This is a genomic window from uncultured Haliea sp., from assembly GCF_963973825.1.
Lineage (GTDB): Bacteria > Pseudomonadota > Gammaproteobacteria > Pseudomonadales > Halieaceae > Haliea.
The window spans coordinates 440,509-460,002 of record NZ_CAXBAE010000002.1; the positions used below are offsets into that span (position 1 = coordinate 440,509).

At 62.2% G+C, this 19,494-nt stretch carries 17 protein-coding genes and 1 tRNA gene; 1 reads left to right on the forward strand and 17 read right to left on the reverse strand.

Annotated elements, in window-relative coordinates:
• Positions 1-39 precede the first annotated feature (39 nt).
• Positions 40-969, reverse strand: a complete 930-nt coding sequence (locus AACZ17_RS04535; RefSeq protein WP_290746704.1) for an FAD-binding protein — start codon at positions 967-969, stop codon at positions 40-42.
• Positions 966-1,718 (reverse strand): electron transfer flavoprotein subunit beta/FixA family protein, encoded by a 753-nt coding sequence (locus AACZ17_RS04540; RefSeq protein WP_290746702.1) that lies wholly within the window; start codon positions 1,716-1,718, stop codon positions 966-968. Before AACZ17_RS04540 ends, AACZ17_RS04535 begins: the two co-directional genes overlap by 4 nt.
• A gap of 293 nt (positions 1,719-2,011) precedes the next feature.
• On the opposite strand from AACZ17_RS04540, the gene AACZ17_RS04545 reads away from it, so the two are divergent.
• Positions 2,012-3,664: an electron transfer flavoprotein-ubiquinone oxidoreductase gene (locus tag AACZ17_RS04545; RefSeq protein WP_290746700.1), complete on the forward strand. Its 1,653-nt coding sequence runs from the start codon at positions 2,012-2,014 to the stop codon at positions 3,662-3,664.
• A gap of 36 nt (positions 3,665-3,700) precedes the next feature.
• Here AACZ17_RS04545 and AACZ17_RS04550 read toward each other — a convergent pair whose 3' ends face one another.
• From AACZ17_RS04550 to pabC, 15 genes are all read right to left on the reverse strand, one after another.
• Positions 3,701-4,222, reverse strand: a complete 522-nt coding sequence (locus AACZ17_RS04550; protein ID WP_290746697.1) for a DUF1285 domain-containing protein — start codon at positions 4,220-4,222, stop codon at positions 3,701-3,703.
• A gap of 22 nt (positions 4,223-4,244) precedes the next feature.
• Positions 4,245-5,420, reverse strand: a complete 1,176-nt coding sequence (locus AACZ17_RS04555) for a phosphoglycerate dehydrogenase (RefSeq protein ID WP_290746694.1) — start codon at positions 5,418-5,420, stop codon at positions 4,245-4,247.
• Between the two features lie 37 nt (positions 5,421-5,457).
• Positions 5,458-7,341 (reverse strand): SurA N-terminal domain-containing protein, encoded by a 1,884-nt coding sequence (locus AACZ17_RS04560; protein ID WP_290746691.1) that lies wholly within the window; start codon positions 7,339-7,341, stop codon positions 5,458-5,460.
• A gap of 125 nt (positions 7,342-7,466) precedes the next feature.
• Positions 7,467-7,742, reverse strand: coding sequence for an HU family DNA-binding protein (locus tag AACZ17_RS04565; protein ID WP_027951020.1), 276 nt, complete (start codon positions 7,740-7,742; stop codon positions 7,467-7,469).
• 211 nt (positions 7,743-7,953) lie between these two features.
• Positions 7,954-10,365, reverse strand: a complete 2,412-nt coding sequence (gene lon / locus AACZ17_RS04570; RefSeq protein WP_290746685.1) for an endopeptidase La — start codon at positions 10,363-10,365, stop codon at positions 7,954-7,956.
• Positions 10,366-10,497: 132 nt separating this feature from the next.
• Positions 10,498-11,796 carry an ATP-dependent Clp protease ATP-binding subunit ClpX gene (gene clpX / locus AACZ17_RS04575; RefSeq protein ID WP_290746681.1) on the reverse strand — a complete coding sequence of 433 codons (1,299 nt, stop codon included), beginning with the start codon at positions 11,794-11,796 and terminating at the stop codon, positions 10,498-10,500.
• A gap of 103 nt (positions 11,797-11,899) precedes the next feature.
• Positions 11,900-12,541 carry an ATP-dependent Clp endopeptidase proteolytic subunit ClpP gene (gene clpP / locus AACZ17_RS04580; RefSeq protein ID WP_290746678.1) on the reverse strand — a complete coding sequence of 214 codons (642 nt, stop codon included), beginning with the start codon at positions 12,539-12,541 and terminating at the stop codon, positions 11,900-11,902.
• A 60-nt stretch (positions 12,542-12,601) separates the two neighbouring features.
• Positions 12,602-13,924 (reverse strand): trigger factor, encoded by a 1,323-nt coding sequence (tig, locus tag AACZ17_RS04585; protein ID WP_290746675.1) that lies wholly within the window; start codon positions 13,922-13,924, stop codon positions 12,602-12,604.
• Between the two features lie 88 nt (positions 13,925-14,012).
• Positions 14,013-14,097 (reverse strand) — tRNA-Leu (locus AACZ17_RS04590).
• Positions 14,098-14,278: 181 nt separating this feature from the next.
• Entirely contained in the window at positions 14,279-15,337 is a 1,059-nt protein-coding gene (locus AACZ17_RS04595) for a beta-N-acetylglucosaminidase domain-containing protein (protein WP_290746672.1), read from the reverse strand.
• Between the two features lie 267 nt (positions 15,338-15,604).
• Positions 15,605-15,958 (reverse strand): PilZ domain-containing protein, encoded by a 354-nt coding sequence (locus AACZ17_RS04600; RefSeq protein ID WP_027951014.1) that lies wholly within the window; start codon positions 15,956-15,958, stop codon positions 15,605-15,607.
• Positions 15,955-17,007, reverse strand: coding sequence for a DNA polymerase III subunit delta' (gene holB / locus AACZ17_RS04605; RefSeq protein WP_290746667.1), 1,053 nt, complete (start codon positions 17,005-17,007; stop codon positions 15,955-15,957). Before holB ends, AACZ17_RS04600 begins: the two co-directional genes overlap by 4 nt.
• Complete coding sequence (tmk, locus tag AACZ17_RS04610; RefSeq protein WP_290746663.1) at positions 16,956-17,615, reverse strand: dTMP kinase; 660 nt, start codon at positions 17,613-17,615, stop codon at positions 16,956-16,958. Before tmk ends, holB begins: the two co-directional genes overlap by 52 nt.
• A gap of 2 nt (positions 17,616-17,617) precedes the next feature.
• The gene (mltG, locus tag AACZ17_RS04615) at positions 17,618-18,691 is read right to left on the reverse strand and encodes an endolytic transglycosylase MltG (RefSeq protein WP_290746660.1); all 1,074 of its coding nucleotides are present in this window, start codon (positions 18,689-18,691) and stop codon (positions 17,618-17,620) included.
• Positions 18,652-19,491: an aminodeoxychorismate lyase gene (pabC, locus tag AACZ17_RS04620; RefSeq protein WP_290746657.1), complete on the reverse strand. Its 840-nt coding sequence runs from the start codon at positions 19,489-19,491 to the stop codon at positions 18,652-18,654. The genes mltG and pabC overlap by 40 nt, the downstream gene beginning before the upstream one ends.
• Positions 19,492-19,494: the final 3 nt, after the last annotated feature.

Consider the following 19,494-nt stretch of genomic DNA (forward strand, 5'->3'; position numbering starts at 1 on the left):
TGATGGCGGAGAAAAACCTCCGCGAGGGTTGCGCTCAGCTCAGAGTGCGGACTCCAGCTGGGGCAGCGCGTCGAACAGGTCCGCGACCAGGCCGTAATCAGCAACCTGGAAGATCGGCGCATCTTCGTCCTTGTTGATCGCGACAATCACCTTGGAGTCCTTCATGCCCGCAAGGTGCTGAATCGCCCCGGAAATCCCGACGGCAATGTACAGATCCGGCGCGACAATCTTCCCGGTCTGTCCGACCTGCATGTCGTTGGGCACAAAGCCCGCGTCCACGGCGGCACGTGAGGCCCCGATGGCCGCACCCAGCTTGTCTGCAATGCCCTCGAGCAACTTGAAGTTGTCGCCGTTCTGCATGCCTCGGCCACCGGAAATAACCACCGGAGCAGCGGTCAGCTCAGGGCGATCGGACACCGCGACTTCTTCGCCCACGAAACTGGACAGGCCGGCATCGTGCACGGCTGACACGGCCTCGACAGACGCCGAGCCGCCTTCCGCCGCTGCCGCGTCAAAGGCGGTGGTGCGCACGGTGATCACCTTGCGCGCGTCGCTGCTCTGCACAGTGGCAATCACGTTACCCGCATAAATCGGGCGCTTGAAGGTGTCGGCGGACTCTACCGCGATCACATCGGACACCTGCGCAACGTCCAGGAGGGCGGCTACGCGGGGCATGATGTTCTTGCCATTCGTGGTCGCCGGGGCGACGACGTTGTCATAGCCGGCAGCGACCTCTGCGATCAACAGGCTGACGTTTTCGGCCAGTTGGTGCTCATAGACGGCGTTGTCAGCCACCAGCACCTTGCCGATTCCGGCAATTTTTGCGGCTTCTTCGCCCACCGCCGCGCAGCCGGCACCGGCCACCAGGATATCGATGTCGGCACCCAGTGCCTGGGCCGCTGTCACCGCGTTGAGGGTAGCCGGCTTCAGGCCGCTGTTGTCGTGCTCTGCAATAACGAGTGTACTCATGAGATCACCTTCGCCTCGTTCTTCAATTTGTCGACCAGCTGGGCAACGTCCTCGACCTTGATCCCCGCCTGGCGCTCTGCCGGCGGCTCTACCCGCAGCTGGGCAATGTGGTGGGTGACTTCCACCCCGAGGTCCGCCGGGCTGAACACGTCCAGCTGCTTCTTCTTCGCCTTCATGATGTTCGGCAGCGACGCATAGCGCGGCTCGTTCAGGCGCAGGTCTGTGGTGACGATCGCAGGCAGGGAAAGACTGATGGTCTGCAGGCCACCGTCAACCTCGCGCACTACATTAAGTTTGTCGCCTTCCACCTTGATTTCTGAGGCAAAAGTACCCTGAGGCATATTGGTCAGTGCACCCAGCATCTGCCCGGTCTGGTTGTTGTCACCGTCGATGGACTGTTTGCCCAGAATGACCAGTTGCGGCTGCTCTTTTTCCACCACGCCCTTGAGCAGCTTGGCGATCACCAGCGGCTCGATCCGCCCTTCGGTTTCCACGTGAATGCCGCGGTCGGCACCCAGAGCGAGTGCGGTGCGAATCTGCTCCTGGCAGGGCTTTTCACCCACAGAAACAGCGATCACCTCGGTCGCGACTCCGGCTTCTTTCAGTCTCACCGCCTCTTCAACGGCGATCTCACAGAACGGGTTGATGGCCATTTTGACGTTGTTCAGGTCAACGTCACTGCCATCGCCCTTGGCACGGACTTTGACGTTGTAGTCAACGACGCGCTTAACGGCAACAAGAACCTTCATAGGATTTCCAATGCTAGTTTCGGGTGGGTTTGCATGGGCTGGCGCGCGCCACGCGGGGCACCGGCCTGTACTCGGGCCGCTATGTTGCCGCCAAAGGCAGTAGAGGTCAAGAGCGTTTCAGTGCAGCATAGCGTACGGTGCTGGACAGAAACGGAGCATCGCAGGCCGCCGCTCTTCTGGTTTTTAACCTTTAAAAATTATATACTTGCGCGGCTTTTTTGGCTGCCCTTCGATTCAAGCGACTGGGCGCACCCAGCCATTCGGACCCCCCGCGCGAACTAGAGGAGCCTATCGTGGAACGTGAATCAATGGAATTCGATGTAGTGATTGTTGGCGCGGGGCCTGCGGGTCTGTCCGCCGCCTGTCGCATCATGCAACTCGCACAGGCACAGGAGCGGGAAGTCACCGTTTGTGTTGTCGAGAAGGGTTCCGAGGTCGGCGCACACACGCTCTCTGGTGCCGTGCTTGAGCCGCGCGCGCTCGCGGAGCTGTTCCCGGACTGGGCCAGCATGGGGGCACCGCTGAATACCGCCGTCACCCATGACAACTTCTTTTTTTACACCAGTGAAAAGAAGGCCATCAAACTGCCCAACTTCCTGATCCCGAAACCCACGCACAACGAAGGCAACTTCATTGTCTCCATGGGTAACGTGTGCCGCTGGCTGGCCGAGCAGGCCGAAAACCTTGGCGTTGAAGTCTACCCCGGGTTCGCCGCCGCCGAGGTGCTCTACCACGAAGATGGCCGGGTCAAGGGCATCGCGACCGGCGACATGGGTATTGGTGCCGACGGCGAGAAGAAAGACAGCTACACCCCGGGTATGGAACTGCACGCCCGCTATACCCTGTTCGCGGAAGGCTGCCGGGGCCACCTGGGCAAGCAGCTCATCAGCCGCTTCGGGCTGGATGACGGCAAGGATCCCCAGCACTACGGCATCGGGATCAAGGAAATCTGGGAGATTCCGGCCGAGCAGCACAAAGAGGGACTGGTGGTGCACGGCCTGGGATGGCCCCTGAAGGAAAGCGGCGCCAGCGGTGGCGCGTTCCTCTACCACGCAGAAAACAACCAGGTTTACCTGGGCCTGATCACCGACCTGAACTACAGCAACCCGCACCTCAGCCCGTTCGAGGAATTCCAGCGCTGGAAGCAGCACCCGGAAACCCTGAAGTACATCCAGGGCGGCACGCGGATCAGCTACGGCGCCCGTGCCATCGCCAAGGGCGGCTACAACTCGCTGCCCAAAATGCACTTCCCGGGTGGTCTGCTGATTGGCTGTGACGCAGGCACGCTCAACGCCGTGAAGATCAAAGGCAATCACACCGCCATGAAAAGCGGCCTGCTCGCGGCTGAGGCCGTGGTCGAAGCGCTGCTTCAGGGCGAGTCTGCGCCCGCCGACCTGGAAGGCTATGCCGAGCGTGTGCGCAACTCCTGGCTGCATGACGAACTCTACACAACGCGGAACTTCAGCGGCTTCATGCACAAGTTCGGGTTCATGCTGGGGTCGGCCATGGTCTGGATTGATCAGACCCTGTTCGGCGGCAAGCTGCCTTTCACGCTGAACGACTCTGTGCCCGATTACGCCACCCTGAAACCGGCGAATGCGTGTAAGAAGCCCGACTACCCCAAACCGGACAACAAGATCACCTTTGACCGGCTGTCCTCCGTGTTCCTCTCCAATACAAACCACGAAGAAGACCAGCCCTGTCACCTCACCCTGATTGACCCCAGCATACCGCTGGCGAAAAACCTGCCGCTGTACGATGAACCGGCACAGCGCTATTGCCCGGCAGGTGTGTACGAGGTGGTCGAGGATGCGCAGGGACAGCGTTTCCAGATCAATGCACAGAACTGCGTGCACTGTAAAACCTGTGACATCAAGGACCCTTCACAGAACATTGTCTGGGTCACGCCGGAAGGGTTCGGGGGGCCCACCTACCCCAACATGTAACCCCGCAGGAAGCGCCCCCGCTACGGTAGCCCGCGGCTACTGTAGCGGGAACCAGACCCCGGCGCTGTGGACCTGCAGCCGACCATCCCGTGCTTCGGCACTCTCCACCAGTCGGTACCAGGCGGCGCGCGTCAACACCGCGCTAAGGCCGTGCGGCAGGTGAATGGCGGCAACATCGCCAAGGGCAGGCTCCAGAAACAGGGCGTTATCCGCGCCTATGGCGACTTCAGTGCCCGTGTTCAAGCGGGCGTACAGGGTGTCGTCGCGACGGTTGATCTCCGTCACCACCAGGGGATGCAACTCAACCTGGATGCGCCACTTCTCGACGGGCGTCACGAGGTAGTAGTCGCCGTCATCCTCGCGCCGCAAAATACTGGCGAACAGCGCGACCAGAGGCGCGCGGCGGATGCGACCGCCCTCGTGATACCAGCTGCCATCGGCGGCAATACGTATATCGATATCGCCCGACAGCGGCGGATGCCAGCGCTCCAGTGGCGGAGGGGACTTTTGCGCAGCGGAGGGCACACTGCCCGCCAGTGACTCGAGTCTGTCTGTCATGACTGCACTCCGCGGCAGGGCATCAGGGAATCACCCTGACATTGATCACGCCCTCCAGCGCACGCATTGAGGCCAGACTGGACTCTGCCGGGCAGATGTCCATGTCGATAAGGTTGTAGGCAATGTTGTCACGGCTTTTGTTGAGCATATCGACAACGTTGATATTCAGCTCTGCCAGGATCGACAACACACTGCCGAGAATCTTGGGCACATTGGTGTTGGTCACCGCCAGACGGCAACCTCCTGCCCGCTCCAGCTGCAGCGTGGGAAAGTTGACCGCATTGCGAATGTTGCCGTTCTCGAGAAAATCACGCAACTGATCGGCGGCCATGATCGCGCAGTTGTCCTCCGCTTCGTCCGTACTGGCACCAATGTGCGGCATCAGCACCGCATTCTTGCGGCCAATCAGCGCAGGGCTGGGGAAGTCTGCGATGTATTTGCGCAGTCGCCCCTGATCGAGTGCTGCCAAGAGCGCGCTCTCATCAACAATCTCCTGCCGGGCAAAGTTGAGCAGGCAGGCGTGCGCGGGCATGGCGGCGAACAGTTCGGCATTCACCAGTCCGCGGGTAGACTCCAGTGCGGGAAGATGCAGGGTCACGTAGTCGCTGCGGGAGAACAGCGCCGTCAGCGAGTCTGCCTTGCGCACCTGGCTGGACAAACGCCAGGCCGCCTCTACCGACAGCGCCGGATCGTAGCCGATCACTTCCATACCCAGGGTGAGGGCCATATCGGCGACCAGTGAACCGATCGCGCCCAGACCAACGACGCCCAGCGTTTTACCCCTGAGTTCGTTGCCCTTGAAATGCTTCTTGTTGGCTTCGAGTGTCTTGTTGAGCTCAGCCGTATCCGTGATGTCGGCAAGCCCTGCAACGTACGCCAACCCCTCCACGACCCCGCGGGAGCCCAGCAGCAGCCCTGCAGCCACCAGCTCCTTGACTGCATTGGCGTTGGCCCCGGGCGAGTTGAACACGGGGATGCCCCGCTGGGTACAGTCCGCAACGGGAATGTTGTTCACCCCCGCCCCGGCCCGGGCGATCGCCAGCACGCTGTCGGCAATATCGGCCGCCTGTAATTTATGGCTGCGCAGGAGAATGGCATCCGGGTGCGCGAACTCACTGGCAATCTCGTAGGCGTCTCTAGGCAGGCGCTCGAGGCCTTTCAGGGAAATCTGGTTAAGGGTAAGAATACGTCGGGCCATGATCCAGCAGGTGTCCTTGTCAGTGGGTCAAAGTGCTCTATAGCACGGTGATGTCGGCTTCTGCGCGCAGGCCCTGCTCGTGCTCAACCTGCAACAGTGCACCGAATTCACTGCCAATGCGCTGTCGCAAGCTGCTCTCCTGCTCGGGCGCCAGGCTCGCCAGGGAGCCCGCCTGCACACGGACAAGTTGCAGCACCCGGGCGTCACCCGAGGCATCAATCACGTAGTCCGCGACGGGACTGTCAGCGCTGGGGGCAGGCAAGCTGAACGCGCGCTGCAACACCGCAGGGGGCACGGCGCGGCTGTCACGCAGGACACCGAGCTCCACCTGCCACTCCACATTCTCACGGGCCGCAAGCGCTTCTATGCCCTCCTCGCCAGACTGCAGCTGCGCAACGGCCTGGGCCGCGGCACTCTCCAGTGCCTCACGCGCGCGCTCGCGCGTAAGACTGCGCACAATCTCATCACGCACCGCCTCCAAAGGCTGCAGCGCGGGCTTGTTGTGTTCCTGTACGTGCACGGCGACATACCGGTCGCCGCCCAGTTCCAGCACCTCGCTGTTATGGCCCAATTCCAATACGTCTTCTGAAAAAGCGGCGCGCAGCACGGCAGGGTCTGCCAGCGGCCCATCGCGCTGCTCGCGCGTGACAGGCTCCGAGCGCTGCACTTCCAGCCCCAGTTCCTGCGCCGGCGTCCGCAGGCTGTCAGCCGTGAAGGCGATATCGCGCAGCTCCTCGACCGCCAGCAGCAGCGCCACGCGCGCCTCGCGCTCCTGTAGGCTCGTTTCGAGTTCCGGGCGCAGCTCGTCAAAACTCGGCGGATCGGAGTCGCGACGTTCAGTGACCATCAGGATGTGGGTACCGGCATCCGTCTCTACCGGACCCGAAATCGCATCCACCTCCAATGCCGCGACCGCTTCCTCCATTTCGGGGGGGAAGGCATCGCCCGCGGAGAACCCGAGGTCCCCGCCATTACCCGCTGAACCCACATCGTCCGAGCGCTCCGCCGCGACATCGGCAAACGCCTTGCCCGCAGCGAGCTCACTCTGAACCGTCTCGATGCGCGCAGCGAAGTCAGCCTCGGACTCTCCGCTCCCGCGCTGCAGGAGGATGTGCGAAACGCGATTCTCCGTCTGGTACTGGTAGCTGTCGAGGCGTATGCGGTACTCCTCCTGGAGTGCCGCGTCGTCAACCGGCTGGCGGAAGTCATCCAGGGTCAACTCGACGTAATCGAGCACTACGGACTCCGGTGTCATGAAGCGCGACTCATTGTCACGATAGAACGCCTCGAGGTCCGCTTCGCTGACCTCCACCGCTTCAAGGTACGGCGCCAGCGGCAGGGTCAGATAGCGGACGTCCCTCTGCTCTGCCAGCACTTTCGCGGCGAGGGAGAGCTCGGCGGGGGTCGCAAAATCACTACCCGCCAACCCCGCACGCACCTGTCCGAGGATCAGGTCATCGCGCAGCGCACTCTTGAACGATGCCGGTGTGAATCCGGCCGAGGCCAGCAGGCTCTTGTACATCTCGGGGGAGAACTCCCCATCAAGCTGGAACTGCTCCATGCCGGCAATCACCGCACCGAGCTCCGCCTCGGAGACCGTCAGGCCCATTTCGCGCGCCGACTGCATGAGCAGCTTGCGCGACACAATGCCCTCCAGCGCCTGAGCGCTGAGCCGTTGCTCGTCCAGCATTGCCGGATCAAGATTCTCACCCATCATGGCGATCAGCTGGCGCCGCTGTGTGTCCACGGCCTGCTGCAATTCCACGGGGCTCACGGCCTCACCGTTCACCTCGGCAACGGTACTGCCACCGCCGCCCAGGAGAATGGACTCAATGCCGAACAGCGCAAAGGAGATAACGATCAACCCGACAACGACCTTGGCGGCAGTCCCCTGGGTAGTCTTGCGGATATCCTGAAGCATGGTGTTTTCCGTTCCTTAGCAACAAAAAAGCGCACTCGTGAGTGCGCCTTTCCCTGAACCGCTACCGGTGCATAGGCAGGTCAGACGCGTCGTGAGCGAACGCCGAACCTGCCCGTCACTGCAACTCAGCCGTTGACGGCATCCTTGAGTGCCTTGCCAGGCTTGAAGCCGGGCACGTTGGAGGCCTTGATCTGGATGGTCTGGCCGGTTTGCGGATTACGGCCTTCGCGTGCGGCGCGGGCTTTTACCGCAAATGTGCCGAAGCCCACCAAGGTTACCTGGTCGCCTTTTTTCAGGGCTTGCGTAATGCTGTCTACAACAGCGTCGAGCGCGCGTCCGGCGGAAGCCTTGGGCAGATCAGCAGCGGCAGCAATGGCGTCAATGAGTTCAGTCTTGTTCACAGGTATCCCCTTGGAATGTTATCTGGCTTTAAGTGTGGTGTTCTGGCCGCAATACAGAGCGGGCGATTCATGGTGCGGCAGGAGAGCAACGGTACGTGATGACGGCTGCTACTGCGGGCTCCCCCGATGCCAAAAGCGAAGGGAAGCGCACTGAATTCAGGGTGCTGACTGTATACCACAGCCGAGTTGGCGGTCAACCGGCACCCGGCTTTCAATGCGTATTTATCCGGTTTTTACCCGCCTGCTCATCGTCCTGCCCGGTCCCGGGTGCGGGGGCGAGGTACTCCTCGTCGGTAAGTGGCTCCGGCACTCGCTCCAGCGCGATCGCCAGCACCTCATCGATCCACTTCACCGGACGGATCTGCAGGTCCTGCTTGATGTTCTCCGGCACTTCCTTGAGATCGCGCTCGTTCTCCTTGGGAATCACCACGGTCTTGATACCGCCGCGGCGGGCTGCCAGCAGCTTTTCCTTGAGGCCGCCGATGGGCAGCACCTCACCGCGCAGGGTGATCTCACCGGTCATGGCCACATCGGCGCGCACCGCAATACCGGTGCTGATGGACACCAGCGCAGTACACATCGCCACCCCGGCGCTGGGACCATCCTTCGGCGTTGCGCCTTCCGGCACATGGATGTGCACATCGTGTTTGTCGTGCCAGGACGCGGGGATCCCCAGCAACTGGGAGCGGCTACGCACGACGGTCGTTGCGGCCTGGATGGATTCCTGCATCACATCGCCCAGCGACCCCGTTTTCACGTAGCGCCCCTTGCCCGCGACCGATGCTGCCTCAATCGTCAGCAGTTCACCACCGACCGAGGTCCAGGCCAGGCCGGTCACCTGCCCGACCTTGTTCTGCTCTTCCGCGATTCCGAAGTTGAACTTGCGCACACCCAGCAGGTCCGGGAGCATATCCGGAGTGACCTCAGACGCCACCGTGTCCTCCTCCAGGGCAATCCGCTTGACCATCTTGCGGCAGATCTTCGCCACTTCCCGCTCCAGGGCGCGCACGCCGGCTTCGCGCGTGTAGTAGCGGATAATGTCTATCACCGTACCTTCCGCAATCGAGATCTCGTCCTTGCCCAGGCCATTCTGCCGGATCTGCTTGGGAATCAGGTATTTGGCGGCAATGCTCACCTTCTCATCCTCGGTGTAACCGGGAATGCGGATGACCTCCATGCGATCGAGCAGCGGCCCGGGAATGTTCATGGTGTTGGAGGTACACACGAACATCACATCCGAGAGGTCGTAATCGACTTCAAGGTAATGGTCATTGAAGGCATGGTTCTGCTCGGGGTCCAGCACCTCCAGCATCGCGGAGGCGGGGTCACCCCGGTGGTCCATGCCCATCTTGTCAATTTCGTCGAGCAGGAACAACGGGTTGCGCACGCCTGCCTTGGCCATTTTCTGCAGCAGTTTGCCCGGCATTGAGCCGATGTAGGTCCGGCGGTGTCCGCGAATCTCCGCCTCATCGCGCACACCGCCCAGGGCCATGCGCACGAATTTGCGGTTGGTGGCACGGGCCAGGGACTCACCAAGCGACGTCTTGCCCACACCGGGTGGCCCCACCAGACACAGCACGGGGCCCTTGACCTTACGGACACGCTTTTGCACCGCGAGGTATTCGAGAATGCGCTCCTTCACCTCCTCCAGGCCAAAGTGGTCCTCGTTGAGGATCGTCGAGGCGCGCTTGAGGTCATGCTTCACCTTGCTGCGGCGCGACCAGGGCACACTCACCATCCAGTCGATGTAGCTGCGCACCACTGAAGCCTCAGCCGACATGGGCGACATCATCTTGAGCTTGTTCAGTTCGGCCAGCGCTTTGGTTCGCGCTTCATCGGGCATGCGCGCGTCGTCGATGCGGGCCTGCAGGTCGTCCAGTTCGCTGGGGGCTTCATCGAGATCGCCCAGCTCCTTCTGGATCGCCTTCATCTGCTCGTTGAGGTAGTACTCGCGCTGGCTCTTTTCCATCTGCTTCTTGACGCGACCACGAATGCGCTTCTCCACCTGGAAGAGGTCGATCTCCGCTTCCATCAGGCCCATCAGGTGCTCGAGCCGGGCCCGGATATCCGCAATTTCAAGGATCGCCTGTTTTTCCTGCAGATCCACGCTCATGTGGGCCGCTATCGTGTCCGCCAGACGCCCGGGCTCATCAATGCCGGAGAGCGACGTGAGCACTTCCGCCGGCACCTTCTTGCTGAGATTCACATACTTTTCGAATTGCGTGACCGTGGAGCGCAAAAGCCCCTCAGCCTCATCATCCGGCACATCGTCACTTTCGATTTCGCGCACACCAGCGACGGTAAAGCGACCTTCATCGTCCACGTTGTCGATGGCCGCACGATAGCTGCCCTCGACCAGCACCTTGATAGTGCCATCAGGCAGTTTCAGCAGCTGCAGGATGTTGGACACCGTACCCACCTGGTAGATGTCATCCACCCCCGGGTTGTCATCCGCCGCATTGCGCTGGGCCACCAGCAGCACCTGCTTGCTGCCAGCCATGGCATCCTCAAGCGCTTCGACCGACTTCTCCCGGCCGACAAACAGCGGCAACACCATGTGTGGATAGACCACGACATCGCGCAGGGGCAACAGGGGAAGATCAATTACCGATGAGGAACCCATAAAAATCTCCGGGTTGTGAAGGGTCACAGATGACCTGTAGATGGGGGCGGCGTGACAGGAACACAAGCCCCCACCGTACAGCGCCTGGGCCGGGCCGGAGCCCGGCCGAACGGGGGCCTTGCGACCCCGGCGCTATTCGTCCTTGGACGCTGCCCGCGCTGCAGGCTCGTGATTCTGGTACACCAGCAAGGGCTCGGAGTCACCGCGAATCACCGACTCGTCGATCACCACCTTGCTCACGTCGCTGCGTGACGGAATGTTGTACATGGAATCGAGCAGGACGCCCTCGAGAATAGAACGCAGGCCGCGTGCGCCGGTCTTGCGCTCCATGGCCCGCTCCGCCACTGCGCGCAAACCGTCCTCGCGGAAGTCCACTTCAACGCCTTCCATCTCAAACAGCTTGCTGTACTGCTTGGTGAGGGAGTTGCGGGGCTCCGTCAGGATCTGCACCAGGGCCGGCACGTCCAGCTCTTCGAGCGTTGCAATCACCGGCAGACGCCCCACGAACTCCGGGATCAGGCCGTACTGCACAAGATCCTCGGGCTCGAGGTCGAACAGCAGTTCGCCCACATTGCGGCGCTCGTCCTTGCTTTTCACCTCGGCGTTGAAACCAATGCCGCCTTTCTCGGAGCGGTTGCGAATCACCTTGTCCAGACCGGCGAAGGCACCACCGCAGATGAACAGGATATTGGACGTGTCGACCTGCAGGAATTCCTGCTGTGGGTGCTTGCGTCCACCCTGGGGTGGCACGGAGGCCACAGTGCCTTCAATCAGCTTCAGCAGCGCCTGCTGCACGCCCTCTCCAGAGACATCGCGAGTGATGGAGGGGTTGTCCGACTTTCGTGAAATCTTGTCGATCTCATCGATATATACGATGCCGACCTGCGCCTTCTCCACATCGTAGTCGCATTTCTGCAACAGCTTCTGGATGATGTTCTCGACGTCCTCACCCACATAACCCGCCTCGGTCAGCGTCGTGGCGTCAGCAATGGTAAAGGGAACGTCCAGCAACCGGGCAAGGGTTTCTGCCAGCAGGGTTTTGCCGCTGCCGGTGGGGCCCACAAGGAGGATATTGCTCTTGCCCAGTTCCACGTCTTCGCCGCGACCGGTGGCCTGGCTGTGGCGCAAGCGCTTGTAGTGATTGTACACCGCCACCGAAAGCACTTTCTTGGCCCGCTGTTGCCCGATCACATACTCGTCGAGAATCGTCTTGATCTCGTGCGGCGTTGGCAGGCTGTCGCGTTTTGCCTCGCTGTTACCTTCCTGCACCTCTTCGCGGATGATGTCGTTACACAGATCCACGCATTCGTCGCAAATGAACACCGAGGGACCAGCGATCAGTTTACGCACTTCGTGCTGGCTCTTGCCGCAAAATGAGCAGTACAGCAGCTTGCCGCCGTCGTCGCCTGATTTTGTGGTGTCTTTAGTCATGCTGCGCCCTGTGGCCTATGAATTCTGAAGTCTCATCGGTTTTAAAGATGATGTTTTTTGCCGCCATTTGCAAGCCCGCGGACGCGCCACCGGCTCGAGACGGCTACGATGCAGACGGGGCCCGACGATCAATCACTTCATCCACGAGGCCATATTCCTTGCTCTGCTCGGCATTCATGAAGCGATCGCGCTCGGTGTCGCGCTCGATGGTCTCGAGACTCTGGCCAGTATGCTCGGCCATGAGCTCATTTAGCCGCCGGCGGATGATCAGGATTTCGCGTGCCTGGATGTCGATATCCGAAGCCTGCCCCTGTGCGCCGCCGCTGGGCTGGTGAATCATGGTGCGTGCGTTCGGCAGGATGAAGCGCTTGCCTGCGGCACCGCCCGAGAGCAGGAACGCGCCCATTGAGGCCGCCTGGCCGATACACATGGTGCTGACATCGGGCTTGATGAACTGCATGGTGTCGTAAATCGACAGCCCGGCGGTTACGGACCCACCCGGCGAGTTGATGTACAGGTGGATGTCCTTGTCGGGATTTTCCGACTCGAGGAACAGCAACTGGGCGACAATGAGATTCGCCATGTGGTCCTCTACCGGCCCCACCACGAACACCACGCGCTCCTTCAGCAGGCGCGAATAAATGTCGTAGGAACGCTCGCCGCGTGCAGTCTGCTCCACGACCATCGGGATAAGACCCAGATTGTTGACATTCATTGTGTTACGGCCGTCCGGCAAGTTCGCCATGCAATCGTTTCCTTGGTTGTCTGTAGGGGACGCCGTCAGAGACGGCGCCCGGGTGTGCACTCAGCGCTGGCTCTGGGCCTGCGCAATGGCCTCCTGGTAGCTGCAGGGCTCGTCAGTCACTTCCGCTGACTCCAGCAGCTTGTCGACCACGCTGTCCTCAAGGACCTTGGACTCGACGGATGACAGCTGGTCCGGGTTGCCATAATACCAGTTGATGACCTCTTCCGCGTCCTGATACGTTGCGGCGAGCTCCTCGATCGTTTCCCGCACCTTGGCGGGGTCTGCCTTGAGCTCGAACTTGCCGATCATCTCGGACAGAACCAGCCCCAGTTTGACCCGGCGCTCGGCGTTGTCCCGGAACATGTCATCCGGCAGCAGGGAGTCGAGATCCAGCCCTTCCGGCGCCGCTCCACCAAACTGCTGGAACATCTGCTTGCGCAGGGCCTGGATTTCCTGCTTGACCAGCGCCTTGGGCACTTCCAGCGCCTTGTGCGCCTCGACCACCGCGTCCATCACCTGCTGCTTGACCCGACTAGTTACGGCATTTTTCAGCTCGCGGGTCATATTTTCTGCAACTTCCTTGCGGAATTGTTGCTCACCGCCTTCCTCAACGCCGTACAGCTTGAACAGTTCCTCGTTGAGGGGCGCCAGCACCAGCTCCTTCACCTCGTTGACCTTGACCGCAAACTGTACCGATGCGCCGCGCAGATCTTCGTTGTGATAGTCCTCGGGGAAGGTGAGGTCCAGGGTTTTCTCATCGCCGGCGGCGAGCCCCACTATGCCATCCTCGAAACCCGGGATCATCCGTCCGGAGCCAAGCTCCAGGTCAGTGCCCTCGGCGCTGCCACCGTCGAAGGCCTCACCGTCGCGAGTGCCCACGTAGTCGAGGTTAACGATGTCGCCTATCACCGCGGCGCGCTCAACCGTTTCACGCGTGCCCTGCTGTTTGCGGAACACATCGATGATGTTGTCGACATCCGCGTCCGTGACCTCGGCGACCGGCCGGGTGACGGCAAAACCGGACATGGAGACGACTTCAACCTCCGGAAAGACCTCGAAGGTGGCGACGTACTCGAGATCCCGGCCCGCTTCCAGACTGCGCGGCTCAATGCTGGGCTGGCCGGCCGGACGCAGCTTTTCCTGCACCACGGCCTGCTGGAAAGAGCGACTCATGACCTCACCCAGCACTTCCTGACGCACGCCCGCACCGTAGCGCTGGCGCATGACTTTCATCGGCACCTTGCCGGGGCGAAAGCCGGGCAAGCGCACGTTCTGAGCGGCCTTTTGCAACCGCGAATCGACCTCACTGTCGACCTGAGCGGCGGGTACGCCGACAGTCAAGCGGCGCTCCAGGCCCGAAGTCGTTTCAATGGACACCTGCATGGTTATTCCTCACAATCCAGTCGGTAGTGGGCGCCGGTGCGCCCCGTCATCAGAACGACCCTGCACCGGGGCCAGGGTCGCTGTCAGTTGGTGCGGAAGGAGAGACTCGAACTCTCACGCCTTGCGGCACTGGAACCTAAATCCAGCGCGTATACCAATTTCGCCACTTCCGCGTGTCGGGAAACCGCTATTGCGTCACGCCGCAGTGCTGAAACAACGCTGCAAATACGGCGTAACCTGTTGATTTTTCTGACCTTGATGGCCTGAAAAAATGCAATTTTGAGTTCTCGCAAGGCTGCGGATTCTGCCACAAACCGGAATCCGGCACAACCGCGACCGATGCCGATCCGCAGGCTAATCCGTGAGGCAGGCCGGGTCGAAGGCATATTCGCCACGCAGCCAGCCCGCCACCTCACAGGCCGCCGGGCCGGGCAGGCTGGCGTATTCCCCGGCCAGTGCCAAGCGGCGCTGCGCCGGCATCGCGGAAAGCCCGGTCGCACGAAATTCCTCTGCGTCGCGCTGCAGGCAGCGCCACAGCGACTCGCCCAGCAGCTGCCCCGGGAGATCGGGGTGCGGACCCGCACCCTGGGTATAAAGACCGGCCAGACCCAGGAGTGCCGGCAGGGAGCAGCGGCCTTGCAGCATGGGATTGCACAGGTGACCGGTGACAAGCGAGAGGTCCGTAACCCCTGCGCGCTGGCTGAGCGGCGCCAGATACAGGTGGTTGCTGCGCACTGCGCCATCGTTCACTGGATAGTTGTCCCAGAGCATCACGGGGCGCCCCAGCGCAGACACGGCCCGGTTCAGGTCATCCCGCGTGATGGCGTCGGCGCACACGTGGTTACCGGTCCAGAAGACATCGACGCCCGGGTCCAGCAGGCGCCCCAGATCGGGCCAGTAGTCCGCAGGCATCAGGCCGAAATGACGCTCCAACACCGGATCGAAGGAATAGTAGGTGGGGCAGACAAGCAACCGGTCTGTATCACTCCAGTCGCGCACATCGGCGACAATCTCCGCCTGGCGTTCGGCCAGGTCGGCCTGGTCGCCCGGCATATCATCGAAGAGAATTGCCAACAGGGTCGCCGGAAGCTCGTTCAGGCGGCGGATTTTGTCCCGCAGCTGACGCCGCTGCCCCGGCCCGTAGCGTCCATACAGTGCGAATGGCGACAGACCAACGCCGAAACACAAGCCACGCTGGTGGTAGTGGGCGGCGAGCTGTTCCAGGGCCTGCCACTCCGCGGCCGGCCAGTGTTCCTGCCAGCGCTTGCGCAGCCAGGGGTCAGCCTTCGGTGCGTACAGGTAGGTATTGAGGCCCAGAGCCTGCAGGAACCCGGCATAGGACAGCCTGAGCTCGTGCTGCCAGGGGCGCCCGTAGAAACCCTCTACAACGCCGGTAAGCCGGTAACGCGACATGGTTTAGCGCTCGCTTATTCCAATTTGAGATATTTATCTAGTTTATTATCGTAAATCAGCCTAATAATTCGCCCGCGAGACTGTGGAAAATTACCACTGATAGGCGATACTAAATATGTGGCTGCTTTTCCCCTGACTCGAGCGAGCAGCCACTCAGAGCGTACCCAACGCTTTGAAAGGGAAGCAATTCCTTTTGTGTTTCACTCCTAATGGTCTTCTTGGGTCCCTGGCGGGACCCATTTTTTTGCCTGAACGCCGTGCGCAACGCTACATGGTGTGGGTCGGGCGATCCGATCCCAGTGACCCGGCGAGATGGTTCTCGATCTTGCTGTTTGCGGCAGCATCCTGCTCGCTGAACTGTACGCCGATACCCGCAGTGCGGTTGCCCTGGGCACCCCGGGGCGTCACCCAGACCACCTTTCCGGAGATCGGTATTTTCTCCGGCTCGTCCATCAGGGTCAGCAGCATGAAGACCTCATCCCCCACCTTGTAGGTCTTGTTGGTGGGCACGAACAGGCCGCCGTTGTGTAGAAAGGGCATATAGGCCGAATACAGCACGGCCTTGTCCTTGATGGTGAGCGACAAAATGCCGTTGCGGCTGCCCGCTGCAGAATCACTCATGGTGCGATCTCCTCTGAAGACGGACGCATGTTAGCACCGCTGCGCATCACACCAAAGCCATCCGCCAGGCTGATCAGCACACTTTCCAGCGCCAACTGTGGATTCGGGTTGGAGCCTGCCGCACTGGCGGCCTGCAGCGCTTGCATGCGGTCGAGCAGGTGGAACAGCGGTTGCGCCCTGCGCAGCGCAGCCTGGTCCTGCCGGCACAAATACAACTGCAGAAACAGGGCGATGTCGCGCAGCGCCTCGGCGAGCTCCAGCTGGGCGAAGCGCGCGGCCACAACCGGTACCGTCGCCCTGCCCCGGGCCAGGTCTCCCAGCAGGGCGCGGCGCTCACGCAAGGGCCCGGCGCCACCTTCAGTAAACAACTGCTCGGCGAGCAGCGGCACGCCGCCAGCGAGTGCGAGCAGGTCTGCGGCACCCGCCTCGTCACCGGTGACGCGCTGCAGCCACGGCAGGCACTGATCACGGCCCGGCAGGGGCAGTTGCAGCAACTGGCAGCGGGAGCGCACGGTTGCGGGCATGCCCTGCAAACGTTCTGCGACCAGTATCAGGTGAGTATCTGCAGAGGGCTCCTCCAGTCCTTTCAGGAGAGCATTGGCAGCACCATGCGACAGGCGTTCGGCGGGGCTGAGAACCACAACCTTGCGCGGGCCGAACCCTGCCGTGCGGTAGACAAAGGCTACCGCCTCTCGCACCTGTTCAATGCGTATGACCTTGCTGTTACCCTCCGGCTGCAGCCAGCGGAAGTCACCGTGACTGCCGGACTGGCTGAAACCGCAGGCCCTGCACGCGCCACAGTTGTGTCCGGCGACGGGCTGGTGGCACAGCAGATAGCGTGCCAGTGCCAACGCCAGCCGCTCCTTGCCGATGCCCCCCGGGCCCGCCAGCAGCAGCGCGTGTGGGAGCTGCTGGCGACTGAACTGCTCCTGCAGCCGCGCCCAGGCCTGGGCCTGCCACGGCAGGGGTACGCTGACTTCAGGCAGGTCCTGCAGGTTCATTTCGCCACCGGGTGTCGCGGTGCCCAGCAGGCGAACAGCTCCGCGCATATTTCTTCAATGCGCGCCTGCACCGCGTCGAGAGGCTGACTGGCATCGACAACGTGATAGCGACCGCTGCTCTCCCGGGCGAGTTGCAGGTAGGTATCGCGCACACGCTCGAAAAAGGCCAGCTCCTCGCGCTCGAAGCGATCCAGTTCACCGCGGCCCCTGACACGCTCGAGCCCCGTGGCCACAGGCGCATCAAGCAGGAGCGTGTAGTCAGGCCGCAACTCCCCCTGCACCAGCGTTTCCAGCGCACGCACGGCTGCGGCGGGCATTCCGCGACCACCGCACTGGTACGCGTAACTGGCGTCGGTGAAGCGATCGCAGATCACCCATTTGCCGGCGTGCAGCGCGGGCTGAATGACATCCTGCAGGTGCTGGGCGCGCGCTGCAAACAGCAGCAGCAACTCGGCCATCGGCACCACGGGCTCCTCTCTCGGGCGCAGCAGCACCGCTCGGATATCCTCACCCAGACGGGTGCCACCCGGCTCGCGTGTCACCACGAGGTCTACCCCGCGCGACTCCAGATAGGCCTGAATACAGGCAATATTGGTGGATTTTCCTGCGCCTTCACCGCCTTCGACGGTGATGAACAGACCGCGTGCTGTGACCATGGTCAGGGACTCTCCGGAGATGAACGGTAATCTTCGCGCCGTTGCAGCTGGTATTTACGCACGGCACGCTCATGCCCTTCAAGCGTGGTATTGAACTCGTGGCTGCCATCGCCACGCGCGACGAAAAACAGGGTTTCACCCGCCGCGGGCTGCAGGGCGGCCTGCAGTGCCGCGCGCCCGGGCAAGGCGATCGGAGTGGGTGGCAGCCCATCGTGACGGTAGGTGTTGAAAAGATTGTCCGCGTCCTGCAGGTGACTGCGGCGCAGGTTGCCATCAAAGGCATCGCCCAGCCCGTAAATGATGGTCGGGTCGGTTTGCAGCCGCATCCCGCGCTGCAACCGCCGCACAAACACTCCTGCAATTTCTCCGCGCTCTTCCGGCACACCGGTTTCACGCTCAATAATGGACGCCATGATCAGGGCTTCGTAGGGAGAAGCATAGGGTAGATCTGCGTCGCGTATTGCCCACTCCTGTTCCAGCGCCTCCAGCAGCGCACGGTGTGCACGGCGCAGGATATCGAGATCGCTGTCGCCGCGCTCGTAGCGGTAGGTTTCCGGCAGAAACAGGCCCTCGACCGCCTCGTAGGGTGCGACGAGCTGCAACAATCTGGCATCATCCGGCCCTGACAGGACGCTCTCCAGCGCGTTCTCGCGCTGCAGAATGGCAATCGCCTGTGCAACCACGATACCCTCGGGAAGCGTTACCTGGTACTGCACCACACGCCCACTGACCAGCAGCGCCAACAGGCTTTCAGCCGTAAGCCCGGGCTCCAGCGCGTACTCCCCCCGCCGAATCCGGGCATCGAGCCGGTGGTAGCGCGCCCAGAGCAGCAACAGCTCCGGGTGCGGCAAGACGCCCTCCGCCTGCAGGCGCTCGGCCACCGAGCGCAAACTGTCGCCCGGGTATACCGTGAGCAGCAGCCCCGACTCCGGCAGGCGCAGGGGTGCCTGCCATCTTTCCCAGGCCACCCGCGCCACGAGCAGAACGAGGAGAGCCGCAAGTACCAGCGCCAGAAGCGCCAGGCGCCACCAGCGCGTCACCGCTGCAGCCACTCGCAGTAGGCGGCGTGCAGGCATCGGGTGACCGGGTGCAGGCTCCAGTTGCGATCGCGAAATACGCCGACCGGCCGCAGACCGGTGAGGGCGTTGCAATAGAACACTTCATTGGCCGCCAGCAGCTGGTGCAGCTGTAGCCGAGATTCCGCCGCCTGCAGCCCGCAGGCTGACGCGAGGTGATCCAGCAGCAGTCGACGGCGGGTACCGGCGATACCCGCATCGAGCAATGTGGGCGTGAGCAACCGCTTGCCCGCCACCAGAAACAGGTTGCCCGAAGACACCGACAGCGGCGCACCCGACTGATCCAGCATCAGCACTTCGTCCACCCCGGCGTCCAGCGCGTCGGCAGCGGCCAGCACCTGCTCCAGTCGGTTCAGGTGTTTCACCCCCGCCAACTGCGGCTGCTTGCCCCAGCGAACCTGGGTCTCCCCGAGCCTGGCGGGCTCCGGAAAAACCGAGGGGTCGTAGGCCGTTTCCGAGACGCTGATGACAACCCGCGGCGCGGCCACCTGCGGCGGCGCATAGCCCCGCGGCCCCGTGCCTCGCGACACCGTCAGGCGCAGGGCTGCGTAACCTTTCGCTGCGCGGAGGGAGTCCAGGACTGTATCGAGATGCCGCCGGGCAAGCGGCAGTGCTTCTGGCATGCGCAAACACGCCAAACCGGCAGCCAGTCGATCAAAGTGGAGGCTGGCCAATACCGGTTGACCGTCCCGCAGGAGCATGGTCTCGAAGACCCCATCGCCGTAGGCGAACGCACGATCCGGCAACTGCAGAGTGTCGCCGGGTGTGCCGTCAATCCATGTCTGGGCCGCAGCTACCACCCG

Bases quoted from the DNA above. Each gene is read 5' to 3' on its own strand.
- AACZ17_RS04535 (WP_290746704.1), bottom strand. From the start codon at position 969: ATGAGTACACTCGTTATTGCAGAGCACGACAACAGCGGCCTGAAGCCG.
- AACZ17_RS04540 (WP_290746702.1), bottom strand. From the start codon at position 1,718: ATGAAGGTTCTTGTTGCCGTTAAGCGCGTCGTTGACTACAACGTCAAA.
- AACZ17_RS04550 (WP_290746697.1), bottom strand. From the start codon at position 4,222: ATGACAGACAGACTCGAGTCACTGGCGGGCAGTGTGCCCTCCGCTGCG.
- AACZ17_RS04555 (WP_290746694.1), bottom strand. From the start codon at position 5,420: ATGGCCCGACGTATTCTTACCCTTAACCAGATTTCCCTGAAAGGCCTC.
- AACZ17_RS04560 (WP_290746691.1), bottom strand. From the start codon at position 7,341: ATGCTTCAGGATATCCGCAAGACTACCCAGGGGACTGCCGCCAAGGTC.
- lon (WP_290746685.1), bottom strand. From the start codon at position 10,365: ATGGGTTCCTCATCGGTAATTGATCTTCCCCTGTTGCCCCTGCGCGAT.
- clpX (WP_290746681.1), bottom strand. From the start codon at position 11,796: ATGACTAAAGACACCACAAAATCAGGCGACGACGGCGGCAAGCTGCTG.
- clpP (WP_290746678.1), bottom strand. From the start codon at position 12,541: ATGGCGAACTTGCCGGACGGCCGTAACACAATGAATGTCAACAATCTG.
- tig (WP_290746675.1), bottom strand. From the start codon at position 13,924: ATGCAGGTGTCCATTGAAACGACTTCGGGCCTGGAGCGCCGCTTGACT.
- AACZ17_RS04595 (WP_290746672.1), bottom strand. From the start codon at position 15,337: ATGTCGCGTTACCGGCTTACCGGCGTTGTAGAGGGTTTCTACGGGCGC.
- AACZ17_RS04600 (WP_027951014.1), bottom strand. From the start codon at position 15,958: ATGAGTGATTCTGCAGCGGGCAGCCGCAACGGCATTTTGTCGCTCACC.
- holB (WP_290746667.1), bottom strand. From the start codon at position 17,007: ATGCGCGGAGCTGTTCGCCTGCTGGGCACCGCGACACCCGGTGGCGAA.
- tmk (WP_290746663.1), bottom strand. From the start codon at position 17,615: ATGGTCACAGCACGCGGTCTGTTCATCACCGTCGAAGGCGGTGAAGGC.
- mltG (WP_290746660.1), bottom strand. From the start codon at position 18,691: ATGCCTGCACGCCGCCTACTGCGAGTGGCTGCAGCGGTGACGCGCTGG.